Here is a 16,928-nt window from a genome sequence, read left to right on the forward strand (position 1 = left end):
AGATGATAGCTTTCCTAAGATTTCTCCTGCCCCTACCCAACAACTAAGTAAAGGGCACCTCTAAAGCAGTTATGCAGCTAGTAGAGCATTAGCTGCATATACTCCAAGCTTTATCACCACCGCTGGTTGCTATTAATAGCCTATCAGGCTTCAACCAATCCACTACTGGATGAATAAAACTCATTACTCTTGATAAAGGTGAGGGAATAACCGACGTTCAATCAACTCCATGAAAATATGAATAACTTTGATATGTAACTCTTGTACTCGGTCAGCAAAGCGTCCACCAGGCGTACAAATATCAAAATCAGCCAAATTCCCTAATGTAGAGTCAGGACGCCCCGTTAACGCAATGATTTTAACTTGCTTCTGTTTAGCAACTTCAGCCGCAGCAACAATATTTTTACTCGTACCACTGGTGCTAATGGCTAATAAAATATCGCCAGGACGCATATGGCTTTGTACATATCGAGCAAAGATGTGCTCATAACCAAAGTCATTTGATACACAACTTATGTGGCTTGGATCACTTATTGCCGAAGCTGCTAACCCAGGTCTATCTAAGCGGTAGCGGCCAGATAACTCTTCAGCAAAGTGCATTGCATCACACATGGAGCCGCCATTACCACAGCTATAGATATGGCCACCTTGGTTAAGTGCCTCAGCAATGGCATCCCCCGCCTTAGCAATTGTATTTTGCATCTCTGTATTATTCAGCAATTGCGTTAATGCTGACTCAGCCTCTTGCAATGCAGCTAAAACGTGTTGTTGCATAATGAATTGCCCTCGTAATGACAGCACAATAGTTAACTTCAGTTTGGCATGTAAATCATTCGGTATATTTTACCAAAGACTATATTAGCTCGAATAGACAAGAGCTTATCTTGTCGAACATAGGAGTACAATGCCTTACACACTATGTTAAAAATAATTAACCTGTGTTTATATACCCTTAATGAAGGATATGCCCTAACGAATTTAAATTGTTTTAACTAATCATGTTAGTGAAATAAATTCCTTAATTATCAGTCAGTCCCGAAAATACATCTAGATACAGTGCATTAGCAGTATCCATTGCTGTGCGGTATAAAAATAAGTAGTAAAGGTGTTTTGAAAGACAGCTCTCAAGCCTTTTTATTGCGTATAGGCTGAGTTTTAGGAAGGAATATACAAAAGAAAGCCAGGTTCACTATTTGTAAACCTGACACACTCTAAGCTTAGTATAGTTATCTGTGACTTTTTATTATCTTGTGCAAGACTGATATAGTCCAATAACGTTTTCATTTAATATAGCAGCGCTAAATGCCTGCTGTTTGGATATTCTACACAGTTTAATGTAAATTGAAAACTAAAAATAAAAGCCCGGTAGTTAACCGGGCCAAAAATCAGTCCATCAGAAATTATTTTTGTTTAAGCAGTAGTTATGCGCCTCAAATAATATCGCTTTATAAAAATAAATCAATCAAAAAAAAGCAAATAAAGTGATTTTTATCAAGATTCAACCAACTAATACATTGATAAAACAAAGGAATTTAATTTACTAACTTAAGCCATAACATTCACTAACTTAATGCAATTAATTCTTTAAGTGGCTAATAAAATTATTAAACCCGGTTGATACAAATTATTAATATTAAATGTACAAATGTTAATCTTTGCTAAAGATATCAAAATAAATTAGTGCTCTTAAGCTATGCAGTTAGTGAATGATTTTCACCAGCACTTACCCCTTACCAGACATATTAGGGCTATCGATATTTCTAAACCATTAAAACAACTTTACCTATAGATTGTCCGGAACGCAGATAATCAAGTGCCTCTATCGCTTGCGAAAAGGAATAGGATCGTCCAACAAAAGGTTTGGGCAAATGCAGCTGCTGGATTGCTTTACAACCCTCGTTCAACAACTTCTGTTGGTCCCACAACCAAATCAGGTTAAAAGCATGAATGGAGATATTGTTTGACATCATCGCTAAAGGGTCATAGCGAGGCCGCACCAAAAATTGCCACACTATTCGCAACCAGTTTAACTTATGTCCTACAGGTGTAAAATTTGTGGCACCAAATACTACGAGTTTACCCTGTGGATTTAAAAACCTGTATGCAGTTTGCTGAACCTTGCCACCAACCGCATCTAAGACTACATCTATTCCTTTTTCAGGGAGTGACTGTAACTGTTTTGCATAAGCGCCATGATGCCTGTTGAGTGTGCTAAACCCCTGACTTTCCAAAAACTGCTTTTTGGTCGCAGATCCCACAACACCATAAGCTTTTCCCCCTAAAGCTTGAACCAAATGCATAGCCCTTAAACCTACGCCTCCCGCAGCACTATGGATAAGCACTGTCTGTGCTGATTGCAAATTCGCCAGTTTACAAAGTCCATACCAAGCAGTTAGTGTCTGAACTGGCCATGCAGCTCCTTCACCCCAATGCCACTTATCTGGCAAAGGCCAAATATAGTTTGCTGCACAATCAATCAATGAGCTATAGCCACCAAATCGTGTTACTGCGATTACCGCTTGTCCTATGTGATAGTTGTTTACTGCTTTGCCTTTTGCTACAACGATTCCACTTACCTCTAATCCTGGCGTAAATTGACCTTTAGGTGTAGCGGAGTACAAACCAAAAACTGAAAAGATATCCGCATAATTCAAACCAACGGCTTTTACCTTTATACGCACATGATCATCAACAAGCGGATTCATCTTTTGTTGCACTAACTCCATGCGATTTAATGAACCCGTTTTTTTAACTTGCCATACCTGGCACTCCATCGTTTTACTCCTTGAATTTCACCAAAATGGTTACCTATAAATATATTTAATTAATGATTTTTATAGGAGTTCAACCATTCTCATTAAATATAATGTATCACTTAATAAAGCATCACTAAAAACCAACAATAATTCAGCTAAAATTAGTGACAATAACAACTCAAACAGCATAACTTTATCAACAAAGCCATCATATTTAATTAACATGGTTAGTAACAAACACTCTAATAAAAATCATTTATATAGAAGGCACATATAAATTAGAAAAATATTATTAAAAAGTATGAGTTATTTTCACAATAATGATGCTTCGTCTACACTGGTAATGAGCAAAGGAATTAATTACTTAACTTTACTCACAAGGAAAGGTATATCAGCTTACATAACAAGATAGTGATGGTTGTTATATTATGATACCAGTACAGGGAATGTGACCCGACAGCCTAAAAGTGCACTTCACCAGCAAAGGAGAGGGTTCAGCAATGTTTCAGCTTAAATTCATCTCATTAGTGCTGTTCATCATTGGTTTCATATCATTACAAAACTACTATCAGATAAACTCGGTCTTCACTACAGGTGAACATGTCTATGGCCAAGTCAATAAGTTATATTCTGATCACTTTAACCAACCTTGTTACTACAACTGTAACAACCAAACAAAACAACTACACACTCGTTACTGGGTCCAATATCAGTACCATGTTAATGGCAGACGTTATATTAGAGATACCCAGTTAGCCTATCTCCCTTACCAACAAGTCGTTGAAGGTGACTACATCGATGTTATCTTTGATAAATATCATCCCGCCAACAGCTACCTGAATAACGAACTTCTTGTCTCCTCTTTACCTCATCAAAAGTCATTAGGGTTCTTTCTCATCTCCCCATTGATTATCATACTCTTGTTTGAAATTTTTCAGGGTTGGCTCAAAATACATCGCTATCACCACAGGCCACATATAACTGCGTAACTTCCTTAACTGCCAAACGGAACTGATCGTTATGCCCTCCCAATATCAGGGGGTACAGAGTGAGAAGTCTTACACAAACCATTAACACAATTTATTTGATAAATAAACTATCCTCTATATGTGTAGTCACAGGTATCTGACTTGCTGTGATCGCAATTGAGGTAATAGATACAATGAGTATTGTCAAACATACTGTAGCGTTATTGATTTGTCTTACTTGGTCAATGAGTGTCCTTGCTCAAACTCCACTTACCTTTAAGTTTGGCGATGAAACAGTGCAAATTACGCAAGCTGATGTAAAAGAAGCTTCATTAAGAATGGGTTTAAAAAAACAACTCTTTTTAAACCTAACACTAAAAAAACAAGCTAACCAAAACATGACAAAGACAGCATCTGAGCAATCAGGAAATAAGCTAACAATACTTTTTGGTAAACGAACGCTGGCCAAAGATATTCTTATTCCTGAGTCCATAGATGACTTTAATGATATGCAAATAGCATTACCTAATAACAAGAATTTAGCCTACAAAATACTTGAAGCAGTTTCCCAAATTACACCGCCACCATTGCCAGAAACAACAAAAGAAAAACCCAAACAATAGTCCAAAAACAAATAAAAATACCGGTGAATTGTTTTGTTCAGAACAACTAAATACCTCCTCAGTATAAACCCTATTGGAGATCATTTTAGCAAGCAATATCCACAAGGATGGATAAACTAAAGTGGTGCTTACTATATAAGTATCCTTAACTAAATCTTCACTGAGGGACTTGGGAGAACATAATAGTTATACGACACCCTCAAAACTCAATGGTAAAGCGTATATAATACCTTCATCATTGACTTACGTAGGGCTCTATAGTGCTTAGCTACCGTCACGCATTTCATGCAGGAAACTTTGCCGATGTTTTAAAACACTCGGTGTTATGTCTTTGTTTGGAACACTTAATCAAAAAAGAAAAACCCTATTTCTACCTAGATACTCACTCAGGTGCTGGAAGTTACTCTCTAACACAAGCTAAAGCTCAACAAAATCAAGAGTTCCTTAATGGTATCAGCCAACTTTGGCAGCTCACAACCAGCCCTCCTGAACTACAACCTTACCTTAATGCCATCCGCGCAACTAACCCCAAAAAAGCGTTAAGCATATACCCAGGTTCTCCGCTATTAGTACAACATTACTTACGTGATCATGACTATATGCGGCTATATGAACTTCATCCTAAAGATCACGACAAGCTCAAAGCCTTATTTAAGAAAGTACAACAGATCCGTATTGAGCAAAGTGATGGTTTTGCTGCATTAAAAAGTGCGCTACCACCACATATAAAAAGAGGTATTGTATTAATTGATCCATCTTATGAAATAAAAACAGAATATAAAACAGCCATTATGCAGCTCATTGAAGGCTATAACCGATTCAGCACTGGTATTTTTTTATTATGGTATCCTGTTGTACAACGTAATCGAATCAATAAAATGGAGCAGCAGCTAAGGGATAGTAAAATCCGTAATATTCTGCAGGTTGAACACTGCATTGCTCCTGACTCTTCAGAACATGGTATGACCGGAAGTGGACTCTTGATTATTAATCCACCTTGGCAACTTCATTCACAGCTGACAAAACTGCTCCCTTTTCTACAAGAAAAGCTAAGCCCTCAATATAACCGAACTGTATGCCGTCACTTAGTTCCTGAATAATGCTAAAGTAACTTAGGCCATCTGCATGGCGTCATCAACATATTCATCTAATACTTCATCATAAAACGCTGGGGGTAACTTTCGCATAGTTAATTGCTGTTGCAACAAACCGAGCCGGCTGTTTTTTTCCCCTAAATGATGAGGCCCGAAAAAGTAAGCCGCTTGTGTTATTTGCGACACTAACGAAAGTAGAAAATTAGGGTACTCCTGTAACCAGTCTTCAAATAGTCCATTAATAGGAATCAGAGTTATAAGAAACTCTGCTTTACATTGATGGACATTATGTAAACTACAAATATATTGATTAGCCCATTTGTCCAGCATTTCTCTTGAAGTGTTTATTGCTTGATCAGGTAACCATTGACGCCAAATAAAAGGGTCTGTAATCATTTTTTTCAGCATCTGAATCTCATTTTGTCCCTGGCAAACAATACACATATCTGGTAGCTGTTGCTCTTCTATAAAATGAGCCATAACAAACTGTAAAACGAGCTTCTGTTGTAAAGCAAAATACCGTCCCTCATCAAAATGGTCATCCAAATGAATCCACATACTGTTTCCAAAGGGTTTAGCTTTTTCAGGCGTATTAATACTCTGCAACTGAAACCATGGAGGTAGACTTTCCTGCCAAAAGCCTCTTAACTCTTCTAAAAAATACTCTACACGCTGTAAAGGCATACTCAAACATAACTCATCGTTATTCCCAGTATGCATAACATCTTTAGTCTCTTTAGAATAACGATTAGCAACACTATAAGCACTTACGTTTAGTGGTGACCAACATGAATAATCACTTCCTATCGTATTCAAACCTATCAAATGATGTAACTCAGCTGGTATGCTATGCATTTGTGTAGGCTCAAGAGGGTTACCAACCAATACTATACTTCTAGAACACCATATTGCTGATGCCGCAACTGAAGGAGAAAATGACTCACCATGACTGACTAATAACCAGTCTATTTCCCCACGCTTCAAATAGGGTACTAAACTATCAACATTGTCCTGCGGCGTAACCATAACAGAATTTACAATACCTAATAACTGCCATGCTATGGTAAAAATTTCAGTTTGAATCTCTCCAGCAAAACCTCTTTTTATTGCTTGTATAAGTGAAATATTATTCGCAACTAACTCCTGCTCAACAAGTTCATTAACCCAAGCAACATGCACTTGTAATGCAGTCAAATAAAGTTCAGTCTGGTTAGCATTGTGCTGTTGGAGTAGCTTGTCTTGTAAAGTAATTGGCTGAGGTAGTTCTTCCGCATTACATTCCCACTCATCATGCCCCATCAGCATGCTAAACAGTGCTAGGTAATCCTCTTTAAGCTGCTTTTTATACTGTTCACGAGCTTCCAGTTTTATGCTAACTTTAGACATTTCAGGCGCGAGTGCTTCATAACGCAACTGAACAAGGCGTTTCTGCTTTTCTAACGCCACTATTTGTTGTTCGCTATGATCCAACTGCTGTCGTAACTCATCCTGCTGATGACGATAATCCTTCCAAGCTTTTGGGTTATAAATTCTAGATAAGTAACTGGGAGCTTGTTGCTCATTACTCTCCAGTTGTTTCTTCAGCCAGTGCTTGTAAGTAATATTTTCTTCTAACGCTTGATCTAATTGTTGTAGGGTTTTTAGAACAGATTGATACTGTGCTTGCTTTTCGTTTAAGAAGCCATTCTCTGCTTGTGGGGGTATAGATTCGTTTTCTATTTTTTCATACAACTTAAATAGCTTCTTTATATTGTGGCTAAATGCCTGACATTCAGTATTTTTTTGTAAAAAATTAATTTTAGCGACTTTAAAGCAATCCACCGACTCAATGTTATATCCAAGTTCTGCTGCACCAGTTAAAAGTTCAGACGCTGAAATACCCGCTACACCAAAGAATTCTTCTAATTCACCTAATGTATTTGTTCTGGTTATTTTTCCTGGTACTAATTGTTTTAACCAGTGTAACTTAGTATCTAGTGAGTTATGCTCATTTGAAGTTGCAAGTACATCATTACTAAGAATACGCTTATCAAAACCAGCTATTGAAAATGTTTGACCATTAAACATAACTTGCCTTGAATGGGTAATCGTATTTCGAGTATGAGCAAACTCGCTCAGCACCTTTGCTTTTCGAACCACTATATCAGCAATCATGTCCTGCCATAAAACAGAGTGATCAGTATTTACCACTGAGCTAATACAATATAAATTATCTTTCGATTTACCAGTCAGGATTCTTTCTAATATCGGCTGTAAGGCTGGATCATCAAAATATGTACTTTTTCTAAGCCCCCTTGCACAACATGGTACAATCTCACCCAACATATCGAGATGCTGTTTACTTCCAGATTTCTCTTCAAAAAGGGCTGAGTTTAAAGGGCTTGTTCTGGTCTGGCCAAAATAATCCAAGAGTGGCTGATGATTATAACGCTTTCTAAGCTGGTTAAATATTTCAGTCAAATTAGCGAGTTGAGGGTTGTAAGCAACTGAAAACCGCTTATTAGATGAAGAGAAAGAATACTCACTTCTCAGCTTTGGTAACTGTACCTGAGGGATTAGGTAAGCCACATGCTTACCCGTAGGGGCTACTCCAGCCCACTGTTGCAAAAGCCTCACCAGACTTAATAACCGTGTATTATCTAAGGCAGTTGTCCCTAGCGGATCATACCATGTTGATAATTCATCCAGAGCGTATTGATTAGCTTTTTCAAAAGCCTCCCAATGAAACTCATTGACTAAAATAGAACGTAATTGACCACAAGCCCAAGGCTGTGTACTTACCTGAAGTGTTGGGGACATTAATTGTCCATCCCCTGTTAATTGACAGCTAGCATAATAGTTTATGCCATCAAACATACCTCGTTCACGGCGAATAAGTCGGTCCAAAGCTGTATCAGAACAGGAAAATACTTCAGATACCTTATTAAATAGATAGTTTTTTTCATAAGGCAATAAAATCAGAGTATAGCCACACTGTGATTGCTTATGGACATTTTCTTTTATTAACCAGGGGAGCTTATAGTTTGAACTTAGCAGCATATCAAATGTAATAGCTTGAATTGACTCATTCTGTAGGAATGCTTGATCAAGCTCTAACCCAGAAAAAAGAGCCAGTTTGCGCCAGTAGTTAATAATAGATAAAACGTGATCACGACTATTTTCACTGCCGCAATCTGTATAACAACCAACATCAGCACCTTGTAACCAGGGGACTATTTGTGCCATTTAACGCAACCTACACCATCACTACTTAATAATACTTGCTCTTAAAGTTCACCTTTTACATTGAGAATATGTTCTAACATATCCTGTTAATATGATTTTGCCCCTCAGCTAACCACTTTTATGTACGCTATCCTAAGTGCTTACTTTTGACAGTACCTTGAACGTACAATTAGCGTTTTTAAACAGCTATAGTTGCACTCACTACTCTTGTCAGAGCAGACTAGTCACAAAAAAAGCTCTTCGCTTAAGCAGTATGCAGGGAAGTCGCTCAATCATATAATAAAGGCTGTACAAACTATTTAAGAAGTACAATATAAATCAAAACTGGTACAAGACTAAAGTTGTATTCCTTTTGACCAGTAAAACTGCTAACTAAATCAATTATAAAAACAGTTACCTGCATACATCGTATTTCTTAACCAACATTACCTATACTGGCGGCCAACCCTTACCGCCATGGACTATAGCTCTATCAAAATAATTTACAAGGCGTATAATTTTATACAGTGAAGAGTCAGATAAAAAGAGCTGATAAATTCCTCACACTCAGAGTACACAGTTAGGCTTATTTAAGAAAGTGGCAGTATCATGATTATCAAAACAGCAGACAGTATCCATGAACATATACAGCAGCTAGAGTATATAAGTAGTCTTGATCTTGCGAGCAGTCAATTGAGCCAAGTACGTTTATGGTTAAAGTCCTTAAAACACGACTATCAGGTAGAACAAAATAGCGCCTACTTCATTGATCATCACTTTGGCGATAGGAATGATTGGGCAATCATCCACCAACTTCGCCTTTGGCAAGGAAGCTACCTTATACAACCAAGCCATCTACTCATTAATACACATTTACAATGTTTTTTTTTCAAGTCTAAAAGCTTTCATCCAGGGTTAACAATTACCAATGATGGCACTTTTCAAGTGGTATCACCAAAAGGCTATAGAATCATTGAGTCCCCTCTCACTCAAAATGAAAAGCAAAAAGCTGCTCTTAGCACTTTTATCGCCAATAAAGGTATTCAAGCTCGGAAGTTGTTCAAACCAATAAACCCTATGTTTATTGATAGTGTACTTGTTCCTTCCAGCTCATTTATTCGACGTCCTCAGCGTTCCCAGCTTAACGTTAACCACATTATACATGCTGATCAGATTGCAGAATTTATCGATACCCAGCAAGCATCCCTGCCAGAAGCAAAGGATAAAGTCAGTAGTAAAAAACTTAAGCAGTTTGCTGAAACGTTAACGTCCTACCACTCACCCGTACAAGCTGACTATTTTCAACGACTTGGTATCACTCAAAGTAAAGAGATAAAAACGAAACCAGAAAGCCAATACCAATGTGCAAAGTGTAATATAGACATTAGTGAAACAGTTGCCCGCTTTTGTTTAAAACATGTCCAACGTTTTAAAGGAAAAAAGTATTGTTATAGCTGTCAGCAATTTTATAGCATCTAAATTGCTGACTATATTATGCACAACCAAACATATCAAATCCCCAAAGAAGGGGATGTACTTACAACAAAAGAAAAAGTAGCAACCTTAATTAAACCTTAAAAGCTAAATTCAGCTTTAATTAAGCTAGCCCAGATATACTGAACCCCATCAATTACCCTCGATGGAGTTTCACCATGAAAACAACATTACTTGCCACCTTACTCACTGTACTTGCCTGTAGCAATGTCATGGCTGATGATGACATCAGCCCAGCACAAGCTAAGCAGCTTGAAGAACAGGGCATCATCAAACCACTGGCAGTATTACAAGCACAAGCTCTAAAAACCAAGCCAGGTAATATCATCCGCTCGGAGTTAGAGCAAGATGATGGACGTTACGAATATGAGTTTACAATTATTGATGCGCAGAAAGCATACTGGGAAGTTGAAGTGAATGCTCTGACGGGTGTAGTCACAAAAATGGAACTTGAAGATTAATCACTGCTTTAACCTCAGCGAAGTTATATTATCAATAACAAAATGCTTACTATGAGAAAGGCTTACTCAGCCTTTTCTCTGTTTATTATTCAATCACAAATAACATTGTTGCAGCGAAAACCATAACGCTATAGCTAAACAATAGCACTCTCAATAACTATAATAATGAAGTGTGTACAACACGCATGAGTCAGCATGGAGTCCAAATGAAGTTTATTACACAGGCAGCCAAACTCAGTTTATGCTTCACTTGCCTATGCTTGACAGTTCCTGCTCAAAGTGATGATGACCTCTCACCAGAACAAGCCCGCGATTTACAAAAACGTGGCATCATCTTACCTTTTAACCATCTTCTAGATATAGCTCGCCAACAGCATCCAGGAAAGTTACTTAATGCTGAACTGGAATACGATGATGGTTTTTATGAGTACGAATTTAAGATTCTAGATAAACAAGGCATCATCTGGGAAATTGAGATTAATGCACAGACAGGTGTAGTCACAGAAGTTGAAGAGGATGATTAAGCATGCGCATTTTGTTGGTTGATGATCAACAAACTCTCTTGGAAAGCACTGCAAAATCACTGCAACAAGCAGGCTTTGTCGTTGATACCTGTGAAAACGGAGTTGATGCCTTACACCTCGGGCAAGAAGAAGACTATGCTGCAATTATCTTAGACCTGGGATTACCCGATATTAGTGGCTTAACCATTCTTCGAGAGTGGCGTAATAAAGGCAACAAAGTCCCTGTCATTATACTCACCGCTCGAGGCGAGTGGTACGAGCGTGTAGAGGGATTAAAGGCTGGCGCGGATGATTACCTGCCAAAGCCTTTTTATCATGAAGAACTCCTAGCTCGGTTAAATGCAGTGATTAGTCGCTACCATGGTCAAAACAGCCGCTCTCTACAACATGGCCAAATCACGCTTGATGAAGAAAAACAACAGCTCATCTTTCAAGGTAAAACCTATAATTTAACTGCGATGGAATTCAGGCTTTTACGCTTCTTCATGCTAAACCCAAATAAAGTACTGAGTAAACAGCGACTCACTGAGCAGCTTTATGCTTACGACGAAGATAAAGACAGTAATGTGCTTGAAGTATATATTGCCCATCTACGACGTAAATTAGGAAAAGAAAGCATAGAAACCCGTCGTGGTCAGGGTTACATTTTTCGTGGAAACACTTCATGAAATCAATAAGTCGTACACTAACATGGGGATTAGCCGGATCTGTTATCCTATTAACGATTATTATTACGTTAATCACCTATTTAACATTAAACAATACCTATAAAACTTTTTTTAATAATCGGCTCAACAGTGAAATTGAAACACTAGTGTCTTCCCTAGATATACATCAACAAATAATAGTTCTCGATGAAGAAAAACTTAACCACTATTACTCCTATATTTACTCTGGACACTATTTTACTATTATTAGCAATAGTCAACGAATACAATCCCGTTCAATCTGGGACTTTTCACTTGTTCCCCAACATCATTTACCTGCAGGGAAACGGCTACGACAAGAAATAAGTGGCCCAGATGACCAACAGCTTATTCTCTTAAGTCAAGGATTTACCCAAAAAGGCATAGGATTTACCGTTACAGTTGCGGAAGATGTAAGTGTATTAACTCAAAGTTTTCGGCTTTTAACACTTAGTTTAGTTGCAGGACTTATTGCAATTTTAATTGTATTAATTTTATTACAGCAATGGCTCCTGAAAAAAAGCCTAAAGCCATTAGTATCTCTAGCGTCCTCAATTCAAGCGTTAAAAAGCGGTGAATTAACAACATTATCCACTAGTCAAACTCCAAAGGAATTAATGCCACTCATTGAAACAATAAATCAACTACTGGAAAATACCGCTGAGTTATTACAACGTAGCCGAAATGCAACAGGCGATCTAGGACACTCATTAAAAACACCACTGGCGGTTATCCAGCAACTTGCTCAAACAGAGCTAAAAGACAATCCTATAAAATCTCAATTACTGAAACAAACTAATACCATTCGCCTTCTTACCGAGCAAACTCTAACTAAAGCGAGACTTGCAGGTGACATATTGCCTGGAGCACAATTTGATCCACAACAAGATCTGATGGATTTAATACATAGTCTTGATACCATTTATCAACACAAAGGTGTTCGTATTGAATGGCAACCTCACCATTGGCCTGATCGTCTTAATATTAATCGAGAAGATGCATTAGAACTATTAGGTAACTTACTGGATAATGCCTGTAAGTGGGCTAAATCAACAGTGCTTCTAAACATATCTACACAAGCTAATGCCACTAGAATATCAATTCATGATGATGGTCCAGGCATCGATGATACCCAGCTACATACAATTATTAAACGTGGCAAACGACTTGATGAGCAAGTAGAAGGACATGGTTTAGGTCTAAATATTGCCGAGAATATTGTTAAATACTATAAAGGATCAATGAATTTTGAAGGACATCACCCCACATTAGGCGGACTCAAGGTTTGTGTTAATTTGCCTAAATTATCTACAGCATTAACTTAAGCATAACTCCAAAAATAGTTATAGAACTACCCAGTACCTTTCCTTATACAGCATTTGTAGAGTATAATTTTCATGTTCTCAGGGCGGGGTGAAATTCCCCACCGGCGGTGATTCCATAAGCTAGCTCTATAAGCTTAGTTCATGGAAAGCCCGCGAGCGCTTGGTTTTATATCTTATTTAACGATAAATAGTTTGATAAGTACTATACCAAGGTCAGCAGATTTGGTGAGATTCCAAAGCCGACGGTAACAGTCCGGATGGGAGAGAGTGGCGTATTGTATACCCAGTAACACAAGTTTTTAGAGGCTAATATTGTATGACAAGCAATTAAACCAGGAATACTTAACTTAATGTAAGTTGCTGGAATAATATTGTATTGCTCGTATATATGATAAATATGCTCTAGATGTACTGTTTGTTGGGTAAAATCTCAGTAATACACTCATTCGTCGAGTGAACTGTTTTTGTATTAAAAGCATACGTCCATGCCCTGATTCAGGTCTATTTATTGGAGTAAAACCATGAATCAGTCATTTGAAAATTCCTTAAATCATTCTATCCAGCGCGTTGAGCAAGCACTTCTTGCACTTCAACAAGGACAAGGTGTTCTCGTCGTTGATGATAACGACCGAGAAAATGAAGCCGATCTAATATTTGCAGCAGAGTCATTGACAGAAACTCAAATGGCTATGCTAATTCGGGATTGTAGTGGTATTGTTTGCTTATGTCTTACTGATAAGAAACTTCAAGCGTTAAACTTGCCGATGATGGTTGAAAACAATACCAGTCACTACGGAACGGGTTTTACAATTACCATCGAAGCAGCCGAAGGCGTAACAACAGGTGTTTCTGCCGCAGACCGTGTACAGACCATCAAAACCGCTATTGCTGATAATGCTAAGCCAAGTGACTTGAAACGTCCTGGTCATGTATTTCCTCTTAGAGCACAAGCTGGGGGAGTTTTAAGTCGTCGAGGTCATACCGAAGGGGTTATAGACTTGATGAGCCTTGCAAAGTTAAAACCTGCAGGTGTTTTATGTGAGCTTATGAATGATGATGGCACCATGGCGAAGCAGGATGATATTCTACGTTATTCAAAAGCCTATAATCTTCCTATTGTCTCTATTGAAGATATTGTAAGATATCGACAAAACAATGTTATGCAAGAAGCCGTTTAATTTATAGAATCTGTGCCGCAATAACATCGGAATGAAGGTATACCCATAACGAAGGGTTTTTATACCCCTAGGGCACAAGGGTGCGGCCGTCAAGTGATGAAGCCCCAGGGCAAGTTTACTACTGTGAAACTTGCGGTAGCGACTTTAATTGATATAACAGCTCTGCTGGGCGGTTATATTAATAAGTGACTGGGATGGCAGTTAAATGCTCCTGCATAAACTGCATTCCCACCATCCTTAGTGGTCAAGAACGCTGACAACAAACCCTAAAATTGATTCGTGAAGAGTATACACATAAGAAGTTGACTGCGGCGCAAATTGAAAACTAACAATCATCTAAATATTAAAGGGTCCAATTAGTCAAATTAACTCCTTCCGAACAAGCACTTTTTGCTTAACATAGCAAACAGTCAGGATAGAGGTAGCTAAACATAAGACGAGATTAATTAGTGTTATCTTAGTATAAAGGTCTGTTGTAAAACTACTTGCACTCATTGAAACTATTGAACTTAACACCATACATGTAAATGAAGTAATAGATGAAGATATAGCTTTGTTTTTTACTCTTTGCATAGAGTCGCCTAAAAGAGTTGAGAAGATCATTGGCAAAGAAATAAAAATCATAAAAATAGGTATATAGTAAGCAATTATAGAACCCAAGAAAGCAACCACAACAAAAAGCAATGCAGCAGTAACATTAATTAGACATCCTATATATAGTAGTTTCCATATAGGTATAGAAGAACTTAATCTTGCAGATAATATATTACCAACGAAGTATCCTAGCATGCTAAAGGAATATAAAACCCCAAAAGTGAGACTAGATGTTTTAAATTCATTCATAGAAATGACTGGAATTGACGAAGAGAGCATATACACAACACCTCCACACAACCCCCAAACTACTGCAGCATAAACATATTCATTAAAATCTTCTATAAACGTTGTTTTATCTATTTTATTAGAAGATTTATCGGTAGATTGGTAAGGAATACTGATTGCTATATAAAGCATTAGTACACTATAAGCTACCATAAATAAAAAACATACCCGCCATGATAAGTATGTTGATATCAGACTACCTATAAGAATTGCCAAACCAGGCATTACAGCAAAAGCACTTGTTGTATATGAAGTTATTTTTTTCGCCTCACTTCCGCGATAAAACTCTGCAATTAAGGTAAATGTTATTGTTAACCCACAGCCACTACCTAAAGCACTGATGAAACGACCTAGAAGTAGTGCTGTATAAGTTTGAGCAACAAAGCATATCAAATGACCTGCCAAAGCTATGGTTATACCTAGGTAAAGCGCTTTTTTATTACCATAAATATTTGCAATATAACCATAAATAAGCTGGCTGAATGCATATCCTAAAACAAAAACACTAATAATTTTTTCAGTATAAAATGTAGTAATCGAAAAATGCTCAGAAATTGAAACCAATAATGCTGATGGAATGACAGCGCCAATTGATGCGAATGATACTAGAAAAATACAATAAACAATCGGTATAGGAACGTTTTTCATTAATAAAATTATTTATAAAATAACCACAATTATCAGCAAGGTAAGTTTTAGAAACTTACCTTGACTACCAAATATTCAGATTAAGCCGCTACAAGGCAACTCTTATCTTTTATTAGTTGGCATAATGATTTTAGCTCATCATATGTAATATCATTTAAGAACACACTTTCTCCTATACCTACTGGTATTGGTACTCGTTGTAAGCCATTTCTATGACACACACGCTCCTGCAAACTTTTCCATAATAGATTAGCGTCATAAAGGTCATAATATATCGGAAGTTTACAAGCATTAATTAGATTAATAACACGATTTAAATCTTCGTCAGACATTAACTTTCGATGATTAGAGAGGAGGCAAGAAAATAAAATATCCATTGCCACGGCCTCACCATGCTTGATATCCGTTGTCGGTTCCATTTCAAAGACCAAGCTAAAAGTATGCCCAAAATCAACAATTCTCTCTAAATTATCTTCAAATAAGTTGGGCGCAAGCTCCTCAATCATATCACGTATTGAGGCTTCCAAAATATAGTTAGATTCTTTCGACTTAAATTTCGTTGTTAACAATGCTGATGGATTGCTTTCTAATGCAGAAAATAGTTTAGCATTTTTAATCACTGCAATTTTTATTATTTCACCAATACCATTTGATATATCTCTTTCTGGTAGTGTTTTAAAAAATGCTTTATCCAGTAATACAGCCATTGGTGGATAAAATGATCCCATTCTATTTTTATTCTCACCAAAGTTTATTCCTGTCTTGATGCCCACAGATGCATCAACATACCCCATTAGCGTTGTTGGTACTTTTATATGAGGGATACCACGTCTAAAACAACTCGTAGTAAATGCACCAATATCTGTAGCTACACCACCACCAATAATGATAACAGGCTCATTTCTACGATTGATTGGGTAATTATTCAGAGCCTCGAAAATTTTTACAAACTGATTGATATTTTTATTATCATCTTCACCATCAACAAGATGAACTTTAAAAGATTCAACTTTTGAAGAAAAGTATTTTTCTATCTCATACTTGTAAAGCTCATAGACAACTTTATCGACAACGACAAAACAGTT

Annotated in this window: 14 protein-coding genes and 1 riboswitch; of the genes, 9 read left to right on the forward strand and 5 right to left on the reverse strand. The window is 37.3% G+C overall.

Annotation, left to right across the window (positions count from 1 at the left end):
- Positions 1–183: 183 nt before the first annotated feature.
- Both KCG35_RS13040 and KCG35_RS13045 read right to left on the reverse strand, forming a co-directional pair.
- Positions 184–774 (reverse strand): SIS domain-containing protein, encoded by a 591-nt coding sequence (locus KCG35_RS13040; protein ID WP_215820144.1) that lies wholly within the window; start codon positions 772–774, stop codon positions 184–186.
- 986 nt (positions 775–1,760) lie between these two features.
- Positions 1,761–2,774: a zinc-binding dehydrogenase gene (locus KCG35_RS13045; RefSeq protein ID WP_215820145.1), complete on the reverse strand. Its 1,014-nt coding sequence runs from the start codon at positions 2,772–2,774 to the stop codon at positions 1,761–1,763.
- Positions 2,775–3,256: 482 nt separating this feature from the next.
- On the opposite strand from KCG35_RS13045, the gene KCG35_RS13050 reads away from it, so the two are divergent.
- The 3 genes from KCG35_RS13050 (at position 3,257) to KCG35_RS13060 (ending at position 5,447) form a co-directional block, all read left to right on the forward strand.
- Positions 3,257–3,745, forward strand: coding sequence for a hypothetical protein (locus KCG35_RS13050; RefSeq protein ID WP_215820146.1), 489 nt, complete (start codon positions 3,257–3,259; stop codon positions 3,743–3,745).
- Positions 3,746–3,918: 173 nt separating this feature from the next.
- Positions 3,919–4,347, forward strand: a complete 429-nt coding sequence (locus KCG35_RS13055; RefSeq protein WP_215820147.1) for a hypothetical protein — start codon at positions 3,919–3,921, stop codon at positions 4,345–4,347.
- Between the two features lie 260 nt (positions 4,348–4,607).
- Positions 4,608–5,447, forward strand: coding sequence for a 23S rRNA (adenine(2030)-N(6))-methyltransferase RlmJ (locus KCG35_RS13060; protein ID WP_215820148.1), 840 nt, complete (start codon positions 4,608–4,610; stop codon positions 5,445–5,447).
- A gap of 12 nt (positions 5,448–5,459) precedes the next feature.
- Here KCG35_RS13060 and KCG35_RS13065 read toward each other — a convergent pair whose 3' ends face one another.
- Positions 5,460–8,666: a coiled-coil domain-containing protein gene (locus KCG35_RS13065; protein ID WP_215820149.1), complete on the reverse strand. Its 3,207-nt coding sequence runs from the start codon at positions 8,664–8,666 to the stop codon at positions 5,460–5,462.
- Positions 8,667–9,254: 588 nt separating this feature from the next.
- On the opposite strand from KCG35_RS13065, the gene KCG35_RS13070 reads away from it, so the two are divergent.
- The 6 genes from KCG35_RS13070 to ribB all read left to right on the forward strand — a co-directional run bounded on the left by KCG35_RS13070 (position 9,255) and on the right by ribB (position 14,313).
- Entirely contained in the window at positions 9,255–10,124 is an 870-nt protein-coding gene (locus KCG35_RS13070) for a nuclease-related domain-containing protein (protein WP_215820151.1), read from the forward strand.
- 173 nt (positions 10,125–10,297) lie between these two features.
- Positions 10,298–10,600, forward strand: coding sequence for a PepSY domain-containing protein (locus tag KCG35_RS13075; protein ID WP_215820153.1), 303 nt, complete (start codon positions 10,298–10,300; stop codon positions 10,598–10,600).
- Between the two features lie 206 nt (positions 10,601–10,806).
- Positions 10,807–11,124: a PepSY domain-containing protein gene (locus tag KCG35_RS13080; protein WP_215820155.1), complete on the forward strand. Its 318-nt coding sequence runs from the start codon at positions 10,807–10,809 to the stop codon at positions 11,122–11,124.
- Between the two features lie 2 nt (positions 11,125–11,126).
- Positions 11,127–11,792, forward strand: coding sequence for a response regulator transcription factor (locus KCG35_RS13085; RefSeq protein WP_215820157.1), 666 nt, complete (start codon positions 11,127–11,129; stop codon positions 11,790–11,792).
- On the forward strand, positions 11,789–13,135 hold the full coding sequence (locus KCG35_RS13090; RefSeq protein ID WP_215820159.1) for an ATP-binding protein: 1,347 nt from the start codon (positions 11,789–11,791) through the stop codon (positions 13,133–13,135). The genes KCG35_RS13085 and KCG35_RS13090 overlap by 4 nt, the downstream gene beginning before the upstream one ends.
- Positions 13,136–13,205: 70 nt before the next feature.
- Positions 13,206–13,408, forward strand: a riboswitch (FMN riboswitch).
- Between the two features lie 248 nt (positions 13,409–13,656).
- Positions 13,657–14,313, forward strand: a complete 657-nt coding sequence (gene ribB, locus KCG35_RS13095) for a 3,4-dihydroxy-2-butanone-4-phosphate synthase (protein WP_215820162.1) — start codon at positions 13,657–13,659, stop codon at positions 14,311–14,313.
- A 360-nt stretch (positions 14,314–14,673) separates the two neighbouring features.
- Here ribB and KCG35_RS13100 read toward each other — a convergent pair whose 3' ends face one another.
- Both KCG35_RS13100 and KCG35_RS13105 read right to left on the reverse strand, forming a co-directional pair.
- Positions 14,674–15,843, reverse strand: a complete 1,170-nt coding sequence (locus KCG35_RS13100; RefSeq protein WP_215820164.1) for an MFS transporter — start codon at positions 15,841–15,843, stop codon at positions 14,674–14,676.
- Between the two features lie 80 nt (positions 15,844–15,923).
- Positions 15,924–16,928 (reverse strand): sedoheptulose 7-phosphate cyclase (locus KCG35_RS13105; protein WP_215820166.1); only part of this gene is annotated, 1,005 nt, incomplete at its 5' end.

The organism is Zooshikella harenae (genome assembly GCF_018837975.1).
Classification (GTDB): domain Bacteria; phylum Pseudomonadota; class Gammaproteobacteria; order Pseudomonadales; family Zooshikellaceae; genus Zooshikella; species Zooshikella harenae.

What these genes read in the sequence shown, in the direction of transcription:
- KCG35_RS13040 (WP_215820144.1), bottom strand. Translation starts at nt 774, where the DNA reads ATGCAACAACACGTTTTAGCTGCATTGCAAGAGGCTGAGTCAGCATTA.
- KCG35_RS13045 (WP_215820145.1), bottom strand. Translation starts at nt 2,774, where the DNA reads ATGGAGTGCCAGGTATGGCAAGTTAAAAAAACGGGTTCATTAAATCGC.
- KCG35_RS13050 (WP_215820146.1), top strand. Translation starts at nt 3,257, where the DNA reads ATGTTTCAGCTTAAATTCATCTCATTAGTGCTGTTCATCATTGGTTTC.
- KCG35_RS13055 (WP_215820147.1), top strand. Translation starts at nt 3,919, where the DNA reads ATGAGTATTGTCAAACATACTGTAGCGTTATTGATTTGTCTTACTTGG.
- KCG35_RS13065 (WP_215820149.1), bottom strand. Translation starts at nt 8,666, where the DNA reads ATGGCACAAATAGTCCCCTGGTTACAAGGTGCTGATGTTGGTTGTTAT.
- KCG35_RS13070 (WP_215820151.1), top strand. Translation starts at nt 9,255, where the DNA reads ATGATTATCAAAACAGCAGACAGTATCCATGAACATATACAGCAGCTA.
- KCG35_RS13075 (WP_215820153.1), top strand. Translation starts at nt 10,298, where the DNA reads ATGAAAACAACATTACTTGCCACCTTACTCACTGTACTTGCCTGTAGC.
- KCG35_RS13080 (WP_215820155.1), top strand. Translation starts at nt 10,807, where the DNA reads ATGAAGTTTATTACACAGGCAGCCAAACTCAGTTTATGCTTCACTTGC.
- KCG35_RS13085 (WP_215820157.1), top strand. Translation starts at nt 11,127, where the DNA reads ATGCGCATTTTGTTGGTTGATGATCAACAAACTCTCTTGGAAAGCACT.
- KCG35_RS13090 (WP_215820159.1), top strand. Translation starts at nt 11,789, where the DNA reads ATGAAATCAATAAGTCGTACACTAACATGGGGATTAGCCGGATCTGTT.
- ribB (WP_215820162.1), top strand. Translation starts at nt 13,657, where the DNA reads ATGAATCAGTCATTTGAAAATTCCTTAAATCATTCTATCCAGCGCGTT.
- KCG35_RS13100 (WP_215820164.1), bottom strand. Translation starts at nt 15,843, where the DNA reads ATGAAAAACGTTCCTATACCGATTGTTTATTGTATTTTTCTAGTATCA.